We start from the raw sequence: 16,719 nt of genomic DNA on the forward strand, positions 1-16,719 counted from the left end.
ACCCCGCAGCCATCAGGCTCAAGCTGCCTTCCAGCTTCCAGCTTCCAGCTTCCAGCTTCCAGCTTCCAGCTTCCAGCTTCCAGCTTCCAGCTTCCAGCTTCCAGCTTCCAGCTACTCGTACTCGACGTAGGCCCCCATCTCCCGCATCAGCGACTCGAAGCGGGCCACGTTGCCAACCAGGTCGTCGGGGCCGAAGGCCACGCATTCGGCGAGGATCGCCTCGATCAGGGTGATCGCCGAGAGGATCGACGGGAAGAAGTGCGGGGTGGCGTTGGCCACGGTGAAGGTGATCTCCGCCCCCGGGACCAGCGGGGAGCGCATGGTGTCGGTGATGACGATGGGCGAGACGCCGGCGGCCCGGGCGATCTCCAGCGCGCGCATGGTCTCGGCGCAGTAGGGCTCGAAGCCGAACAGCACCACCACGTCCCGCTCGCCGAAGGCCGCCAGCTCGGTGAGCAGGCCACCCTCCAGGCCGCGCACCAGCTGGATGTTGGGCATGGCGATGCGTCCCACGTAGGCGAAGTGGTAGGCGCAGGCGAAGGTATCCCGGAAGCCCACCACCGCCACCTTCTCGGCGGCCAGGATGCGCTGGGCGGCCTGCCGCACCCGGGCCTGGTTGTCGGCGGTGAACAGCCGGCCGATGTTGTCGAAGGCGGCATCGCCGACGTCCAGGAACACCTGGTCGTCCGTCTGGCTGGCCAGGGTCCGCAACTGGCTGGCGCGCCCCGAGAGCTCCACCGGCCCGGCCTGGACCGCGGCCTGGAACACCTCCCGGAACTGCTCGTAGCTCTCGAACCCCAGCCGCTTGGCCAGGCGCATCAGCGTCGAGGGCGTGACCTCGGCGGCGGCGGCCGTCTTGCGGATCGACTGCAGGGCGATCTCCACGGAATGCTCCAGCACGTAGCCCGCTGCCACCTTGAGCTGGGGGCTGAGGTCCGGGTAGATCTCGGCCAGCTGCTGATTGACCGCATCCAGCCCGGCGGGGGCCTCCATGGGCGCCGCCTGGTCTCGAAAATCCTGTTCCGGCACGCGCGTCTCCTCAAGGGTTATCGATGATGCGGGCCCATTGTAACCCATGGCGCCCTCGCTAGTGACACGAATGTGTCTGGATGGTGTAAAACTGGCACGTATGTGTTGACCTCGGGCGCCGGCCTCCCCTAGGATGCGCCACATCACGAACGTTCCCACGTATCGAAGTTTGCGAAACGTTTGTGTCGACCTCGATCCCCCTGTTCCAGCGAGCGACCGCATGAGCCACGCCAGCCAGTCCCCCCGCCACGAGACCCTGATCACCCAGCGCCATGGCCCGGTGATGGAGATCCGCTTCAACCGTCCCCACCGCCTCAATGCGGTGGTCGAGGCCCTCTACACCGAACTCCTCCAGGCGCTGGCCGCCGCCGAGGCGGATCCCGACATCCGGGCGGTGATCCTCACCGGCGAGGGGCGGGCCTTCTGCGTGGGGGCCGACCTGAAGGAGCACGGCGCGGCCCGGCGCACCCTCTATCAGCGCCGCCAGTACCTGCAGCTGGGCAATGACGTCTGCGAGGCCATCCTGCGGGCGAGGGTGCCGGTGATCGCCGCGGTGAACGGCTACGCCCTGGGCGCCGGCGCCGAGATGGCGGTGGCCTGCGACTTCCTGCTGATGGCCGAGGAGGCCCAGATCGGTTTCCCCGAGACCGGCATCGGTACCAGCGTGGGGGGCGGTGTCTCCAAGCTGCTGCCGCAGCTCGTGGGCCTGGCCCAGGCCCGACGCCTGCTCTATACGGGGCAGCGCATCACCGGCGAGGAGGCGGCCCGGATCGGCCTGGCCGGCGACTGCTGGTCGGGGGAGGCGCTGCTCGACGAGGCGCGTCGGCTGGCCAATGAGCTGGCCCGCCAGGCGCCGGTCTCCCTCGCCATGCTCAAGCGCCTGGTCAACCAGGGCGCCCATACCGACCTGGATGGCCAGCTGCAGCAGGAGCTGGATGCCGTCTTCACCTGTTCCACCACGGAGGACTGGCAGGAGGGCGTCGACGCCTTCGCCGAGAAGCGCGAGCCGAACTTCCGCGGCCAGTAGCCCGACCACGCCCACCCTTTCCCCGATTCTTCAGAGGCCCAGGCGCACGCCATGAACCCCATCGAAGGACACCTCAGTACCCGCAGCCCCCTGCACGATATCCTGGCGCCCACCGGCATCGCCGTGATCGGTGCCTCCGCGGACCCCACCAAGCGCGGCTACAAGGCCATGGTGGGGCTGATCAAGGACGGCTTCCGGGGCGATGTCTATCCGGTCAACCCCAAGGCGGACATGATTCTCGGCGTCCGCGCCTGGCCCTCCGTGGCCGAGATTCCCGGTTCTCCCGAACTGGCCCTGATCTGCACCCCGGCGCCCAGCGTACCCGGCCTCATCCGCGAGTGCGGCCGACGCGGGATCCAGGGCGCGGTGATCCTGGCCAGCGGCTTCGCCGAGGTCGGCGGCGAAGGGGCCGCCCTCGAGCGGCAGATGATGGAAGCCGCCCGGGCCCATGGCGTGCGCATCATCGGGCCCAACACCTCCGGGGTGTTCAACCTCCATCACCAGCTGAACCTGCTGGCGCTGGACAACGTCAAGCCCGGCGGCGTGGGCATCGTCTCCCAGTCGGGCAACATGCTGCTGTCGCTGGCGCTGGAAGCCCAGCACAACGGCCATGTGGGCTTCTCCACCTATGTCGGGCCGGGCAACCAGAGCGATATCGGCTTCAACGACTACCTGCGCTACCTGGGCGAGGATCGTCATACCCGGGTGGCCACCCTCTACGTGGAGGGCTTCCGCGACGGGCGCAGGTTCCTCGAGGTGGCGCGGGAGGTGGCCGCCATGAAGCCGGTGGTGGTCTACAAGTCGGGTTCCACCGAGCAGGGGCAGAAGGCGGCCAGCTCCCACACCGGGGCGCTGGCCGGCAGCTACGCCATGACCGTCGACCTGCTCAAGCAGTCCGGCGTCAGCGTGGTCCAGCACTCCGACGAGATCCTCCCCGTGGCCGAGGGCTTGGGGCTGTTGCAGAAGGCCGCGGGCAAGCGGGTCGCGGTGGTGGCCGACGGCGGCGGCCAGGCCACCATCGCCTCCGACCGCCTGGCCGAGGCCGGGCTGGAGCTCGCCGAGCTGTCCGAGGCCACCCGGGCCCGGCTGCGCGAGGTGCTGCTGCCCCAGGCCTCCACCGTCAATCCGGTGGACGTGGCCGGCTCCACCGACGCCCACCCCTCGCTGCTCGCCACCTGCATGGAGATCGTCGCCGCCGATCCCGGGGTGGACAGCGTCTTCCTGGTGGGGATGTTCGGCGGCTACAGCATCCGCTTCGCCGAGTCGCTGCTGGGCGACGAGATGCGCGGGGCCGAGGCCATGGTCGACCTGGCCCATGCCACCGACAAGCCGCTGGTGATCTACAGCCTCTATGCGCCGATCCAGCCGCCGGCCCTGCGTCGTCTCCACGAGGCGGGGTTGCCGGTCTATGCCTCCATCGAGCACTCGGTGCGCGTGCTGTCGGCGCTCGGCGAGCGGGGCCAGTATCTCGCCCAGGCGCGTCCCCAGGCTCGGGAGGTCTCGGTCGATGCCCATCCCGAGCTGGAGGCGACCTTCGCCCGGGCGAGACGCGAGGGACGCGACCTCTTCGAGTACGAGGCCAAGCGGTTGCTTCGCGAGCACGGCATCGCGGTGCCCGAGGAACGGGTGGTGCGCGAGGCCGGAGAGCTCGCCGAGGTGGCGGCGACCTTCGGCGACGCGCCCCTGGCCATGAAGGTGGTCTCCCGGGACATCCTGCACAAGTCCGATGCCGGCGGCGTGCGGCTCGATCTGGTCGGTCGAGCGGCCCTGGAGGAGGCCCGGGAGGCCATCCTCGCCTCCTGTCGGGCGTATGACCCCGACGCCGACATCGAAGGGGTACTGGTCACTCCCATGGCGAAGAAGGGCGTCGAGGTCATCGTCGGCGTGATCCGGGACCCCATCTTCGGCCCGGTCCTGATGTTCGGCCTCGGCGGCATCTTCGTCGAGATCCTCGAGGACGTGGCCTTCCGTGCCATCCCGCTGTCCCGCCAGGACGCCCGGGGCATGGTCGCGCAGATCAAGGCCCGCAGGATCCTCGACGGCGTGCGCGGCGAGCCGGCGGTGGACCAGGAGGCCCTGGTCGACCTGCTGGTGTCGGTCTCTCGGATCGTCGAGGCCTATCCCGATCTCAAGGAGCTGGACCTCAACCCGGTGATCGTCAACGCCGACGGCTATGCGGTGGTCGATGCCCGGGTTATCGTCGAGCGCGAACCCCTTCACGAGGAATCTCCCGCATGAGCGAGACCCTGCCGACCCTGACCGACGCCCGCCTCGACCTGGAGGAGGGCGTGGCCACCCTGACCCTGGATCGCCACGACGTGCGCAACGCCCTGACCGGCACCAGGCTGGTGGACGACATCCTCGCCACCTGCGACTGGGTCAATCGCTGCGAGGCCGTCTCGGTGCTGGTGATCACCGGGGCCGGCTCGGCCTTCTCCGCCGGCGGCAACGTCAAGGACATGGCCAGCCGGGGCGGCGACTTCGCCGGCGGCGTCGCCGAGGTGGCCGACCGCTACCGGCAGGGCATCCAGCGCATGCCCCTGGCGCTCCAGGGCGTCGAGGTGCCGGTGATCGCCGCGGTGAACGGCCCGGCCATCGGCTCCGGCTTCGACCTGGCCAACATGGCCGATCTCCGCCTGGCCTCGCGCAAGGCGAAGTTCGGCGAGACCTTCCTCAACCTGGGCATCATCCCCGGCGACGGCGGGGCCTGGTTCCTGCCGCGCCTGGTGGGCTACCAGCGGGCCTGCGAGCTGGCCTTCACCGGCCGGGTGGTCGAGGCCGAGGAGGCCCGAGAGCTGGGCATCGTGCTGGAAGTGGTCGAGCCCGAGGCGCTCGCCCAGCGGACCGCCGAACTCGCCGCCCGCATCGCCGCCCAACCGCCCAAGGCCACCCGCTTGACCAAGCGGTTGCTGAAGATGGGCAGCCGCATGGAACTGCCGGACTTCCTCGACCTCTGCGCGGTCTTCCAGGGCATGAGCCACAACGAGCCCGAGCACCTGGAGGCCGTCCAGGCCATGCTGGAGAAGATGGCCAGGAAGTGAGCGCCGCCTGAACTCCTGTGCCCCGGTGCCGGGCGGACGCCGGGGCAGACGGATACGGAAGGACTGGATTTTCCGCCGCCCGCCTGTTGTGCTTGAGACATCGTGCCGGACAGGGAGGGCACCGGATGGCCGACAGCACCCAGGTGTTCGTGATCCTCGCCGCGACCCTTGCGGCCTTCGTCTGGGGACGCTTCCGCTACGATCTGGTGGCGCTGGCGGCGCTGCTGGGCTCGGTGCTGCTGGGACTGGTCCCGGCCGAGCGGGCCTTCCTCGGCTTCGGTCATCCCGCCGTGATCACCGTGGTGGCGGTGCTGGTGCTCAGCCGGGGCTTCGAGCGATCGGGCCTGGTCGACGTGATCGCCGAGCAGGCGCTGCGGGTCGGCGACCGGCTGATCCTGCAGATGCTGGTGCTGACCGGCACCGTCCTGGTGCTCTCCGGGGTCATGAACAACGTCGGGGCCCTGGCGCTGATGCTGCCGGTGGCGATCCGCATGGCCCGGGAGCACGACACTCCCCCGTCGCTGCTGCTGATGCCGCTGGCCTTCGGTTCGCTCCTGGGCGGGTTGACGACCCTGATCGGCACCCCTCCGAACATCATCATCTCCAGCTACCGAGGCTCGGTGAGTGGCGAGAGCTTCGGCATGTTCTCCTTCTTCCCGGTCGGGGCCACCGTGGCCCTGGCCGGTCTGGCCTTCATCGTGCTGGTGGGGCGCCACCTCGTGCCCCGGCGCGCCGGGACGGCCTCCCTCGATGCGATGTTCGACACCGCTCACTACCTGGTGGAGCTGCGGGTGCCCGAGGACGGCAAGGCGGCGGGCTGGTCGCTGCGCGACCTGCGCCGGGCCGTGGAGGAGCCGATCCCCGTGCTGGCGGTGATCCGGGGCGACAAGCGCCATGCCGGGCATGCCTTCCATGGCGTCCTGCAGGAGGACGATATCCTCATGGTGGAGGCTGGGCCCGAGGAGATGAAGCTGCTCGAGGACAAGGCCGGGCTGGAGGTCGGCCCCGAGCCGCCCCCCGAGGAAGCCCTCGAGGGCGAGGAGGTGGAGGAATCCTCGGAGGCAGGGTCCCAGGGCAAGGAAAAGCGCAAGGACAAGCGTCCCCCGGTGGATACCGAGGGACTGCAGCTGGTCGAGGCCGTGGTGCGCAACGACTCGCTGATGATCCAGCGCACCGTCACCCAGCTGCGATTGCACAACCAGTTCGGCCTGCACCTGGTGGCGGTGGCCCGGGACGGCGGCCGGCTCAACCAGCGGCTGCGCGACATCCGCTTCCGGGCCGGCGACGTCCTGCTGCTGCAGGGCGGCGAGGGGGACATCACCGAGAGCCTCACCACCCTGGGCTGCCTGCCGCTGGCCAGTCGTAACCTGACCCTGGGGCAGCCGCGCATGCTGCTGATGTCGGTGGCGATCTTCGCCGCGGCGGTGCTCGCCATGGTGCTCGACCTGCTGCCCGCGGCGGTGGCGCTGAGCGGGGCGGCCCTGGTGTCGTTGCTGGTTGGCGTCCTGAGCCTGCGCGAGGCCTACCAGGCCATCGACGGGCCGGTGATCGTGCTGCTCGGGGCCATGATCCCGGTGGGCCAGGCCCTGGACACCAGCGGGGGGGCCGCCCTGATCGCCGATGCCCTGCTGACCCTCGGCAGCGCGTGGCCGGTGGTCCTCACCCTGGCGGGCCTCTTCCTCATCTGCATGGCGCTGTCCAACGTGGTCAACAACGCCGCCGCGGCACTGCTGATGGCCCCCATCGCCGCGAGCCTCGCCGAAGGTTTCGAGGCGTCCCTGGATCCCTTCCTGATGGTGGTGGCGATCAGCGCCTCCTGCGCCTTCCTGACGCCCATCGGGCACCAGTCCAACACCCTGGTCATGGGGCCGGGCGGGTACCGCTTCGGCGACTACTGGAAGCTGGGCCTGCCGCTCTCCCTGTCGGTGATGGTGGTGGCCATCCCGATGATCCTGCTGGTCTGGCCCCTGTAGGGCGCTTGCCGCAGTCGGGGCCCCGGGACCTCGCCGTCCTGCCCCGGGGTCGACCCGATCGGCCGGGGATCATCCGAACCAGCGCTCGAGGACGGGAGGCCGGTCCGGGCCGGGCCGCAACTGCACCCAGACGCCACGGGAGGTGACGCGAAACAGCACCGTGGCCAGGGTGTTCTCGTCGTCGGGATCGTCGGGAGCGAGCCGGTAGAGGGGCAGCCGGGGATGCGAGCGATCCCCCAGCAGTGCCAGCAGTTCCTCGGGGGAGACGGCGCCGGAGGTCGTGCGCCGCCACGCCTCCAGGCGGCGCTGGCGTGCCGCGGAGGAGTCGGTGATGCGCTGCGCCACCGAGGAGAAGGGGGGATGGACCAGATGGTTGGCATGCACCGCCCGGTCCTCGACGGCCGGTGCCGAGACGCCCTGCCAGGGAGCTTCCACGCTCCAGGCGGTGCGGTGGCGGGTATCGGCCATCATGAAGTGGAAGCCGCCGCTGCGATGGGTATGTCGCAGCAGCGAGAGCGCCTCGCCGACATCGCGGCAGTCGAGCAGGGCGCGAGCCGTGACCATGCGCGGGATGCCCTCGCGGGTCTCGGTCAGCCGGATGTTGTTGACGGTATAGGCGAGGCCCGCGGCATTGACCCCGAGGGTGTGCCCCGCCAGCGAGCCGGGATAGCAGAAGGCCAGGTAGGCCGGCCCTTGATCGGGTCGGGCCTCGAGCAGGAAGCAGGCGTCGCGCAGCGAGGGCTGGCCGTCCTCGTTGTGGGCCAGCCAGGCCTCGTCACCCTGAGCGACCGCCACCGAGGAACATCCCTCGGGCCCGGTGGGCGAGAGGTCCCCGCGACAGTTCCACAGCAGGACGTGCTCGAAGGGCTGGGCCAGGCCGTCGGCCAGGCCGCGCAATTCCTCGTGCACCCCGGGGAAGTGGCGCCGCACCCGAGCCGCCACGGCGGTCAGCCAGCCGTTGGCCAGGGCCGGGGTGAGGCGCCGGAAGTCCGCGCTGGGCAGGATCCGGTCGGCGAAGGCCGTGCGGCCCCGCTCGCCCATGGCGTGGCCGATGGCGTAGGGGCTACCCGCGATATCGAGATGGTGCATGCTTGACGGCCCGAGCGAAGGGAAAGGAGGCGGAGAACAGGCTGGCGCCCGCCCGACTGCCCCGAGTATCGCATGGCATGGCGCCGGGTCCAGTGCCGGGGCTGTCCGGGTCCCCCACGACGACGCCCCGGCAGGGGAGCCGGGGCATCGTCGTGCGGGGCGGATCGGCCAGCCGTCAGGCGGGGTGGTGGCGCAGCACCTTGGACTTGTCGGTGACGAAGGCGTCGTAGTCGAAGTCGTCCACGGTCAGCATGTCCAGCACCTCGGCCTCGCGCTGGCGCATGAAGGCGGCATCGTCCTCCGCGACCAGGCCTCGCTCGACGGCCGCCTCCAGCCGCTGCTCCGGGTGCAGGGCCTCGGCGGGGAGCTCGCCCTTGGCGCTGGCCTTGCGCAGGGTGCGGTAGATCCCTTCGGCGCGTTCCTGGGTGGCCAGCAGGGCGTTGTAGCGGGCCAGGGGATTGTCCTGCGGCCCGTCGTCGCCATCCCAGGCCCCGACCAGCAGCTTGCGGCGCAGGGCCGTGTCCCGGCTGACGGCCTGGGCGATGGCGCGAGTCAGGTCATCCTTCGGTCGCGACCAGCGCCGCCCCCGGGGCATCACCACCAGGCGCAGCGACCGGGCCAGGGCACGGTTGGGCAGGTTGTCGAAGAGTTCGACGAAGGCCTGTTCGGCGCGCCCCAGCAGGAAGCGGGCGGCGTAGTGCAGCAACTCCACCTCGCCTTCCACCCGGTCGCCTTCCTGCCACTGCTTGAGCAGCATGCTGGCCAGGTAGAGGTTGGACAGCACGTCGCCGAGGCGGGCCGAGAGCATCTCGCGCTGCTTGAGCTGCGAGCCGAGGCTCGCCATGGCGGCGTCGGCGGTGAGGCCGAAGCCGGCGGAGAGGCGCGCGAGCTCCCGGGCATAGGGGGTGGCCACGGCATCGAAGGGCACCGCATCCCGGCCCAGGCCCAGTCCCAGCGTGAGCGCTCGGGCGGCGTTGCCCAGTACCAGGCCGGCGTGGCCGAAGATGGCGGCATCGAAGGCCTCGAGATCGTCGGCCTCCTGGGCGGCCAGCTCCTCGAGCACATAGGGATGGCAGCGGATCGCCCCCTGGCCGAAGATCATCAGGTTGCGGGTCATGATGTTGGCGCCCTCGACGGTGATCGCCACCGGGTTGGCGCTGTAGCCGATGCCGAGGTAGTTGCGCGGGCCGAGGGTGACCGCCTTGCCGCCGTGGACGTCCATGGCGTCGGCGAGGATGGACCGCTGGAACTCGGTGAGCTGGCTCTTGAGGATCGCCGAGGGCACCGCCGGCTGCTCGCCGTGATCGATGGTGTTGGCGGTCTGATAGACCGCCGCCTGGGCGATGTAGCCCAGGGCCGCCATCCGGGCCAGCGGCTCCTGGACGCCCTCCATCTCGGCCACCGGGACCTCGAACTGGCGCCGGATGCGGGCGAAGCCTCCGGTCCAGCCCAGGGCATAGCGGGCGGTGCCGGTGGCGCCGGAGGGCAGCGTGATACAGCGTCCCACGGAGAGGCACTCCACCAGCATCCGCCAGCCCTGGCCGATCATGGCCTCGCCGCCGATGATGGTGGACAGCGGCACGAAGACGTCGCGCCCCTTGATCGGCCCGTTGAGGAAGGGGCTGCCGATGGGGTGGTGGCGGCGGCCGATCTCCAGGCCCTCGGTGTCCCGGGGGATCAAGGCCAGGGTGATTCCGCGGTCGGCCTCGTCGCCGAGCAGGTGATCCGGGTCGAACAGCCGGAAGGCCAGGCCCACCACGCTGGCGATGGGGGCCAGGGTGATCCAGCGCTTCTCGAAGTCGAGGCGAAGTCCCAGGACCTCCTCGCCGTCGATCACCCGCTTGCAGACCACGCCGGTGTCGGGCAGGGCGGTGGCGTCGCTGCCGGCCCGGGGGCCGGTGAGGGCGAAGCAGGGGATCTCGCGACCGTCGGCCAGGCGGGGCAGGTAGTGATCCTTCTGTTCCTGGGTGCCGTACTTGAGCAGCAGCTCGCCCGGGCCCAGGGAGTTGGGCACGCCCACCGTGACCATCAGGGTCTCGTTGAGCGAAAGCTTCTGCAGGACCATGGACTGGGCCTTGGCGGAGAAGCCCAGGCCCCCGTATTCCTTCGGGATGATCATGCCGAAGAAGCCCTCGCGCTTGAGGTAGTCCCAGAGTTCCTGGGGCAGGTCGGCGCGCTCCTTGGCGATGTCCCAGTCGTTGCACATGCCGGCGGCCACGCTGCATTGCCGGTCGAGGAAGGCGCGCTCCTCCGCCGACAGGCCGTCATCCGTGTAGGCGAACAGCTTGCGCCAGTCGGGGCGACCGGTGAACAGCTCGCCTTCCCAGGCGACGCTGCCGGCCTCGAGGGCGATGCGCTCGGTGGCCGAGACCTTGGGGGCGACCCGCTTGAAGCGTTCGAAGAGGCGGGGGCTCAGCCAGCGCCGGCGCAGCTCGGGCAGGCCGCCGGCGGCGATGGCGGCGGCGCCGGCGAGCAGCAGCACGCCGATCACGGTGGCGCCGGCCACCACCCCGACCAGGCCGAGGGCGGCGGTGACGGCCAGGGCGGGAAGGGCCCCCGCCTCGCGGCGCATGACGACGAGCAGGCCGGCGATGGCGAGCACGATCAGGATCAGGGTCAGCATGGGCGGCTCCAAGGCATTCGAACACTTGTTTGAATTTCTTCAGCCTAGCCCATCCGGGGCGGCTTGGCCAACCCCGATCCGCCTACCAACCGAAAACGCCCCGCACAGGGGCGGGGCGTATGGCGGGAAGCGGGAGGCGGTCAGGCCAGGCGGCGCATCGGCTCGCGCTGGGCGGGGGCGCCGTCCGCCACGTAGTAGGGGGCGTCGCTTCTCGGCAGGGGATCACGGCCACGGATCTTGTCGGCCATCTTCTCGGCCAGCATGATCGTCGGGGCGTTGAGGTTGCCGGTGGGGATCACCGGGAACAGCGAGGCGTCGACCACCCGCAGGGCCTCCACGCCATGGACCCGACCGGCGCCATCGACCACGGCATCGTCACCCTCGCCCATGCGGCAGCTTCCGCAGGGGTGATAGGCGGTCTCGGCGTGCTGGCGCACGAAGGCATCCAGCTCGGCATCGCTCCGTACGTCCGGCCCCGGGGAGATCTCGCGGCCCCGGTACTCGTCCATGGCCGGCTGGGCGATGATCTCCCGGGTCAGGCGGATGGCGTCGCGGAACTCCTGCCAGTCCTTCTCGGTGGACATGTAGTTGAACAGGATCGACGGCGCCGCCTTGGGGTCCCGGGAGGTCAGGCGCACCCGGCCTTCGCTCTCGGAGCGCATGGAGCCGACGTGGGCCTGGAAGCCGTGGGCCTGGACCGCGCTCTTGCCGTTGTAGCTGATGGCGATGGGCAGGAAGTGGTACTGGAGGTTGGGCCACTCTTCCTCGTCCCGGCTACGGATGAAGCCGGCGGCCTCGAACTGGTTGCTGGCACCGACGCCCTTGCCGAACAGCAGCCACTCGGCACCGATCTTCGGCTGGTTCCACCACTTCAGCGCGGGATACAGCGAGATCGGCTTCTTGCACTCGTACTGGATGTACATCTCCAGGTGATCCTGGAGGTGCTGTCCCACGTTCTCGTTGACCTGCACCGGGGTGATGCCGAGCTCGTCGAGCACGTCCTTCGGGCCCACGCCGGAGCGCTGCAGGATCTGCGGCGAGGCGATGGCCCCGGCGCACAACAGCACCTCGCGGCGTGCCCGGACCTCTTGTTGCTGGCCGCGGCGCTCGTAGCGCACGCCGGTGGCCCGCCTGCCCTCGAAGGTGATGACGTCGGTGGTGGCGCGGGTCTCGATGGTCAGGTTCGGCCGGCCCTTGGCCTGGTCCAGGTACCCCCGCGCGGTGGAGGCCCGGCGTCCGCTGGGCGTCACGAAGCGGTCCATGGGGCCGAAGCCCTCCTGCTGGTAGCCGTTGACGTCCTCGGTGGCCGGGTAGCCGGCCTGCTGTCCCGCCTCGATGAAGGCGTGATACAGGGGGTTGTTGCCCTCCTTCGGGGTGGTCACGCTCACCGGACCATCGCCGCCATGGTAGTCGTCGGGCCCGATGTCGCGGGTCTCGGCCTTGCGGAAGTAGGGCAGGCAGTCGGCGTAGGTCCAGTCCTCGAGGCCGTCCCGCTTGGCCCAGTTGTCGTAGTCGAGGGCATTGCCGCGGATGTAGCACATGCCGTTGATCAGCGAGGAGCCGCCCAGGCCCTTGCCGCGGCCGCACTCCATGCGCCGGCCGTCCATGTGCGGCTCGGGATCGGTCTCGAAGGCCCAGTTGTAGCGCTTGCCCTGCAGCGGATAGGCCAGGGCGGCGGGCATCTGGGTGCGGAAGTCGAAGCGGTGGTCCGGACCGCCGGCCTCGAGCAGCAGCACGCTGACGTCGGGATCCTCGGTCAGGCGGGTGGCCAGGACGTTGCCGGCGGAACCGGCGCCGATGATGACGTAATCGAATTCACGGGACTGCGACATGGAGCCTCCCTGAAACAGTCAAAAGGGTCTCGTGGCGAGCGGAACGAGAGCCGCTCACCGGTCGGGAACGCGAAGGGCCCTGCGCTCCGGTCATGGTCTTGAAAGGATGTCGGAGGGGACGTCTCCGATGCCGGGCGTGAGGCGCGCCGGGGGCGGCTCGAAGAGGAGGTCCTACGCCAGGGGTGAGAAGCACTGCTTCGAACGGACTGGCCATGGATGGCCAGGACCGGTCCTGCAAGCGAAGCAGGACGCGAGAGCGAAGCAGGGCGTCGGTAGCGCCCAGGGAAGGGTTCACAGCGCCTCCTCGCAGAGCCGTCCCCGGGGAAGCGCCTCACTTCCCCGGGCCTTACGCCGGTCTTAGAACACTGATTCGAAGGGGCCCATCTCGACCTGCACCGACTTGGTCTGGGTGTAGTGGGCCAGGGTCTCGACGCCGTTCTCGCGGCCGACGCCGGACTGCTTGTAGCCGCCCACCGGCATCTCGGCCGGGGACTCGCCCCAGGTGTTGACCCAGCAGATGCCGGCCTCGAGGCGGTGGATCACCCGGTGGGCGCGGTTGAGCCCCTCGGTGAAGACGCCGGCGGCCAGGCCATAGGTGGTGTCGTTGGCGCGGCGGATGACCTCTTCCTCGTCGTCGAAGGCCAGGATCGACATCACCGGCCCGAAGATCTCCTCGCGCACGATGCGCATCTCGTCGGTACAGTCGGTGAACACCGTGGGGGCCGCCCAGGCGCCGCGGGCGTAGTCGCCCTGGTCCCAGGCGTCGCCGCCGGCCAGTACCCGGGCGCCTTCCTGCTTGCCGATGGCGATGTAGGACAGCACCTTCGCCTGGTGCTCGAAGCTCACCAGGGGGCCGAAGTTGACCGCCGGATCCAGCGGATCGCCGGCCTTGATGCGCGCCACCCGCTCGGCGATCTTGCCCTCGAAGGCCTCCTTGACGCTGCGCTCCACGAACACCCGGGTGCCGTTGGTGCAGATCTGCCCGCTGGAGTAGAAGTTGGCCATCATGGCGGCGTCGGCGGCGCGCTCCAGGTCGGCGTCGGCGAAGACGATCAGCGGGGACTTGCCGCCGAGTTCCATGGTCACGTCCTTGAGGGTGGAGGCGGCAGAAGCCGACATGACCTTCTTGCCGGTGCCCACCTCGCCGGTGAAGGACACCTTGTCGATGTCGTCATGGCCGGTGATCAACTGGCCGACCCGGGCGTCGCCATGGACGACGTTGAAGACGCCGTCGGGCAGGCCGGCCTCGGTGAGGATCTCGGCCAGGCGCATGGCGGTCAGCGGGGTCACCTCGCTGGGCTTGAAGACCACGGCGTTGCCGGCGGCGAGTGCCGGGGCGGACTTCCAGCAGGCGATCTGGATCGGATAGTTCCAGGCGCCGATGGAACCGATCACGCCCAGCGGCTCGCGGCGAGTGTAGACGAAGGAGGACTCGCGCAGCGGGATCTGGCTGCCCTCGATGGCCGCGGCCAGGCCGGCATAGTACTCCAGGACGTCGGCGCCGGTGACGATGTCCACCGCGGCCGTCTCGCTGATCGGCTTGCCGGTGTTGCGGCTCTCCAGCTCGGCCAGCTCGTCGTTGCGCTCCCTCAGCAGCGCCACGGCCCGCTGCAGCACCCGGCCGCGCTCCATCCCGGACATGGCGGCCCAGACCTTCTGGCCCCGGCGGGCGGCGGCGACCGCGGCGTCCACGTCGGCCTCGCTGGCCAGTGGGACCTGGGCCAGGGTGCTGCCGTCGTAGGGATTCACGACCGCAAAGGTTTCCCCCGAGGTGGCGTCCACCCGGCGGCCGTCGATATAGAGGGTTTCGGTAGCGTGGGTCATGGGGCCTCCAGTCAGGATTCGAGTGAGAGGGTCGCGGGATGGCGCGTGGTGATGCCATGGGCCGTCAGCAGCTGGTCGAGGTATTCCCGGGCCAGGCGGCGGGCGCGGTCGGTGTCCAGCCCCTCGGGGGTCAGGGCACCGCGCAGCCAGAGGCCGTCGATCTGCGCCACCAGGGCGCGGGCGGCATCGCGGGCCTGGCCCTTGGGCAGCAAGCGGCGGAACTGGTGACTGAGGTTGGCGTACAGCCGACGGTCGTTGACGTTCTGCAGCCGCGCCAGGGCGGGCTTGTGCATGCTGCTGGCCCAGAAGGCCAGCCAGGTCTTGGCCACCGGTCCGGTGACCTGGGAGCGATCGAAGTTGCCGTCGATGATCGCCGCCAGGTGAGCCTCGGGGGCCTGGGTGGTCAGTGCCGCCCGACGCGCCGCCACGGCCTCGCCCAGGTCGTTGAGGATCTGGCGCATCGTGGCCTCCAGCAGGCCATCCTTGCCGCCGAAGTAGTGGCTGATGATGCCGGCCGAGACGCCGGCATGGTGGGCGATGCGCATCACGGTGGCGTCGGCCAGGCCGACCTCGTCGATGGCTGCCATGGTGGCCTTGATCAGCTGCTGGCGACGGATGGGTTCCATTCCGACCTTGGGCACCTTGCTGACTCCTCTCAAGGGTGGTTCGTCTTGCAACCATGCCCGCTTGCATGGTTAACATAGCCCCAGCTTGCCATTTTTTTATTGAACGTTCAATCAATAAAAAGAGCGGCAAGCGGATTCTCTTACCAGCCTATACTCACTGACCCACACAAGGGAGACATGCCGATGAACAAGATGACCCTGGGATTGGCCACCACCGCCCTGGCGCTGTCCGCCTCGCCGCTGTTCGCCGCCGAGGAGGCCTGCCAGCCGGTCCGCTTCGCCGAAGTCGGCTGGACGGACATCACCGCCACCACCGCCTTGACCACCGAGGTCCTCGAGGCCCTGGGCTACGAGACCCGCGTCGACACCGTCTCGGTGCCCATCGCCTACTCGGGCATGAAGAACGGTGACTTCGACGTCTTCCTCGGCAACTGGATGCCGTCCATGGCCTCCATGAGCGACCCCTACGTGGAGCGCGGTCAGGTCGACCGCTTGGGGGCCAACCTGGAAGGGGCCAAGTACACCCTGGCCGTGCCCCAGTACGTCCACGATGCCGGCGTGACCTCGGTGGCCGACCTGGCCGAGCATGCCGAGCGCTTCGAGTCCCGGATCCACGGCATCGAGGCCGGCAACGACGGCAACCAGCTCATCCAGGACATGATCGACGACGATGCCTTCGGGCTCGGCGACTGGCAGCTGGTCGACTCCAGCGAGGCCGGCATGCTGGCCGAGCTGCGCGCCCGGGTGCCGAACGAGAAGTGGATGGTGTTCCTCGGCTGGGAGCCGCATCCGATGAACACCAACTTCGACATGGCCTACCTGGAGGGCGCCGACGACTACTTCGGTCCCAACCTGGGCGGCGCCACCGTCTACACCAATACCCGCGCCGGTTACAGCGAGGCCTGTCCCAACGTGGGTGAACTGCTGAACAATCTCGCGTTCACGCTGACCATGGAGAACCAGCTGATGGGCGAGATCATGGACGAGGGCGCCGATCCCCGCGAGGCGGCTCGCGGCTACCTGCAGGCCAATCCGCAGGTGCTCGAGGGCTGGCTCGAGGGCGAGACCACCCGCGACGGCGAGCCCGGGCTGCCGGCCGTGAAGCAGGCGCTGTCCATCGAGGGGTGAATAGGGGGCATGCCGGGCTTGCCATGGGCCGGGCCGGCGTGCATAATCCCCACCCGTCGCCCGGGCCGATGCCCGCGACGTGGAAAATGGCTACGTAGCTCAGTTGGTTAGAGCACATCACTCATAATGATGGGGTCCCCTGTTCGAGTCAGGGCGTAGCCACCAGGACAGCTCGCGACGCCCGCCGGACCGCTTGGTCCGGCGGGCGTCTCGCGTTTCGGGCCGAGGTTCCCCGGGTAGCCGTCGAGCCCTTGACGTTTACAAGCCGATCCGTATACTACGCCCCGTGCTCGAGGCCATTCCCCGATAGCTCAGTTGGTAGAGCAAATGACTGTTAATCATTGGGTCGCAGGTTCGAGTCCTGCTCGGGGAGCCAACCTTCCTCAGGAGCAACGAGCACCGCAGTAACAGCAAAGGTCATTCCCCGATAGCTCAGTTGGTAGAGCAAATGACTGTTAATCATTGGGTCGCAGGTTCGAGTCCTGCTCGGGGAGCCACCTTTCCTTCCTAGCCCACACGGGCCAGCA

At 69.4% G+C, this 16,719-nt stretch carries 11 protein-coding genes and 3 tRNA genes; 8 read left to right on the forward strand and 6 right to left on the reverse strand.

Annotation, left to right across the window (positions count from 1 at the left end; all coding sequences use genetic code 11):
• Positions 1–111 precede the first annotated feature (111 nt).
• A complete protein-coding gene (locus BEI_RS05375; RefSeq protein ID WP_227644591.1) occupies positions 112–1,029 on the reverse strand; it encodes a MurR/RpiR family transcriptional regulator in 918 nt (305 codons plus the stop codon).
• A 220-nt stretch (positions 1,030–1,249) separates the two neighbouring features.
• Between BEI_RS05375 and BEI_RS05380 the strand changes: the two genes are divergently transcribed.
• The 4 genes from BEI_RS05380 (at position 1,250) to BEI_RS05395 (ending at position 7,070) form a co-directional block, all read left to right on the forward strand.
• Positions 1,250–2,056: an enoyl-CoA hydratase/isomerase family protein gene (locus BEI_RS05380; RefSeq protein WP_097788547.1), complete on the forward strand. Its 807-nt coding sequence runs from the start codon at positions 1,250–1,252 to the stop codon at positions 2,054–2,056.
• A gap of 51 nt (positions 2,057–2,107) precedes the next feature.
• On the forward strand, positions 2,108–4,294 hold the full coding sequence (locus tag BEI_RS05385) for an acetate--CoA ligase family protein (RefSeq protein ID WP_097788548.1): 2,187 nt from the start codon (positions 2,108–2,110) through the stop codon (positions 4,292–4,294).
• Entirely contained in the window at positions 4,291–5,097 is an 807-nt protein-coding gene (locus BEI_RS05390; protein WP_097788549.1) for an enoyl-CoA hydratase-related protein, read from the forward strand. The genes BEI_RS05385 and BEI_RS05390 overlap by 4 nt, the downstream gene beginning before the upstream one ends.
• Positions 5,098–5,222: 125 nt before the next feature.
• Positions 5,223–7,070 (forward strand): SLC13 family permease, encoded by a 1,848-nt coding sequence (locus BEI_RS05395; protein ID WP_097788550.1) that lies wholly within the window; start codon positions 5,223–5,225, stop codon positions 7,068–7,070.
• A 69-nt stretch (positions 7,071–7,139) separates the two neighbouring features.
• Here the strand turns inward: BEI_RS05395 and BEI_RS05400 are convergent, their stop codons facing one another.
• The 5 genes from BEI_RS05400 to betI form a co-directional block, all read right to left on the reverse strand.
• Positions 7,140–8,159, reverse strand: coding sequence for a C45 family autoproteolytic acyltransferase/hydrolase (locus BEI_RS05400; RefSeq protein WP_097788551.1), 1,020 nt, complete (start codon positions 8,157–8,159; stop codon positions 7,140–7,142).
• A 175-nt stretch (positions 8,160–8,334) separates the two neighbouring features.
• Positions 8,335–10,782 (reverse strand): acyl-CoA dehydrogenase, encoded by a 2,448-nt coding sequence (locus tag BEI_RS05405; protein ID WP_097788552.1) that lies wholly within the window; start codon positions 10,780–10,782, stop codon positions 8,335–8,337.
• Positions 10,783–10,922: 140 nt separating this feature from the next.
• The gene (gene betA, locus BEI_RS05410) at positions 10,923–12,614 is read right to left on the reverse strand and encodes a choline dehydrogenase (protein ID WP_097788553.1); all 1,692 of its coding nucleotides are present in this window, start codon (positions 12,612–12,614) and stop codon (positions 10,923–10,925) included.
• A gap of 357 nt (positions 12,615–12,971) precedes the next feature.
• Positions 12,972–14,438, reverse strand: coding sequence for a betaine-aldehyde dehydrogenase (gene betB, locus BEI_RS05415; RefSeq protein ID WP_097788554.1), 1,467 nt, complete (start codon positions 14,436–14,438; stop codon positions 12,972–12,974).
• Between the two features lie 11 nt (positions 14,439–14,449).
• A complete protein-coding gene (gene betI, locus BEI_RS05420) occupies positions 14,450–15,079 on the reverse strand; it encodes a transcriptional regulator BetI (protein WP_193765160.1) in 630 nt (209 codons plus the stop codon).
• 168 nt (positions 15,080–15,247) lie between these two features.
• Between betI and BEI_RS05425 the strand changes: the two genes are divergently transcribed.
• The 4 genes from BEI_RS05425 to BEI_RS05440 all read left to right on the forward strand — a co-directional run bounded on the left by BEI_RS05425 (position 15,248) and on the right by BEI_RS05440 (position 16,689).
• Positions 15,248–16,192: a choline ABC transporter substrate-binding protein gene (locus BEI_RS05425; protein WP_097788556.1), complete on the forward strand. Its 945-nt coding sequence runs from the start codon at positions 15,248–15,250 to the stop codon at positions 16,190–16,192.
• 88 nt (positions 16,193–16,280) lie between these two features.
• Positions 16,281–16,357: transfer RNA gene (locus tag BEI_RS05430), tRNA-Met, on the forward strand.
• Positions 16,358–16,492: 135 nt separating this feature from the next.
• A tRNA-Asn gene (locus BEI_RS05435) sits at positions 16,493–16,568 on the forward strand.
• Positions 16,569–16,613: 45 nt separating this feature from the next.
• Positions 16,614–16,689: transfer RNA gene (locus tag BEI_RS05440), tRNA-Asn, on the forward strand.
• Positions 16,690–16,719: the final 30 nt, after the last annotated feature.

Origin of the sequence: Halomonas beimenensis (genome assembly GCF_002549795.1) — a bacterium.
Classification (GTDB): Bacteria; Pseudomonadota; Gammaproteobacteria; order Pseudomonadales; family Halomonadaceae; genus Halomonas; species Halomonas beimenensis.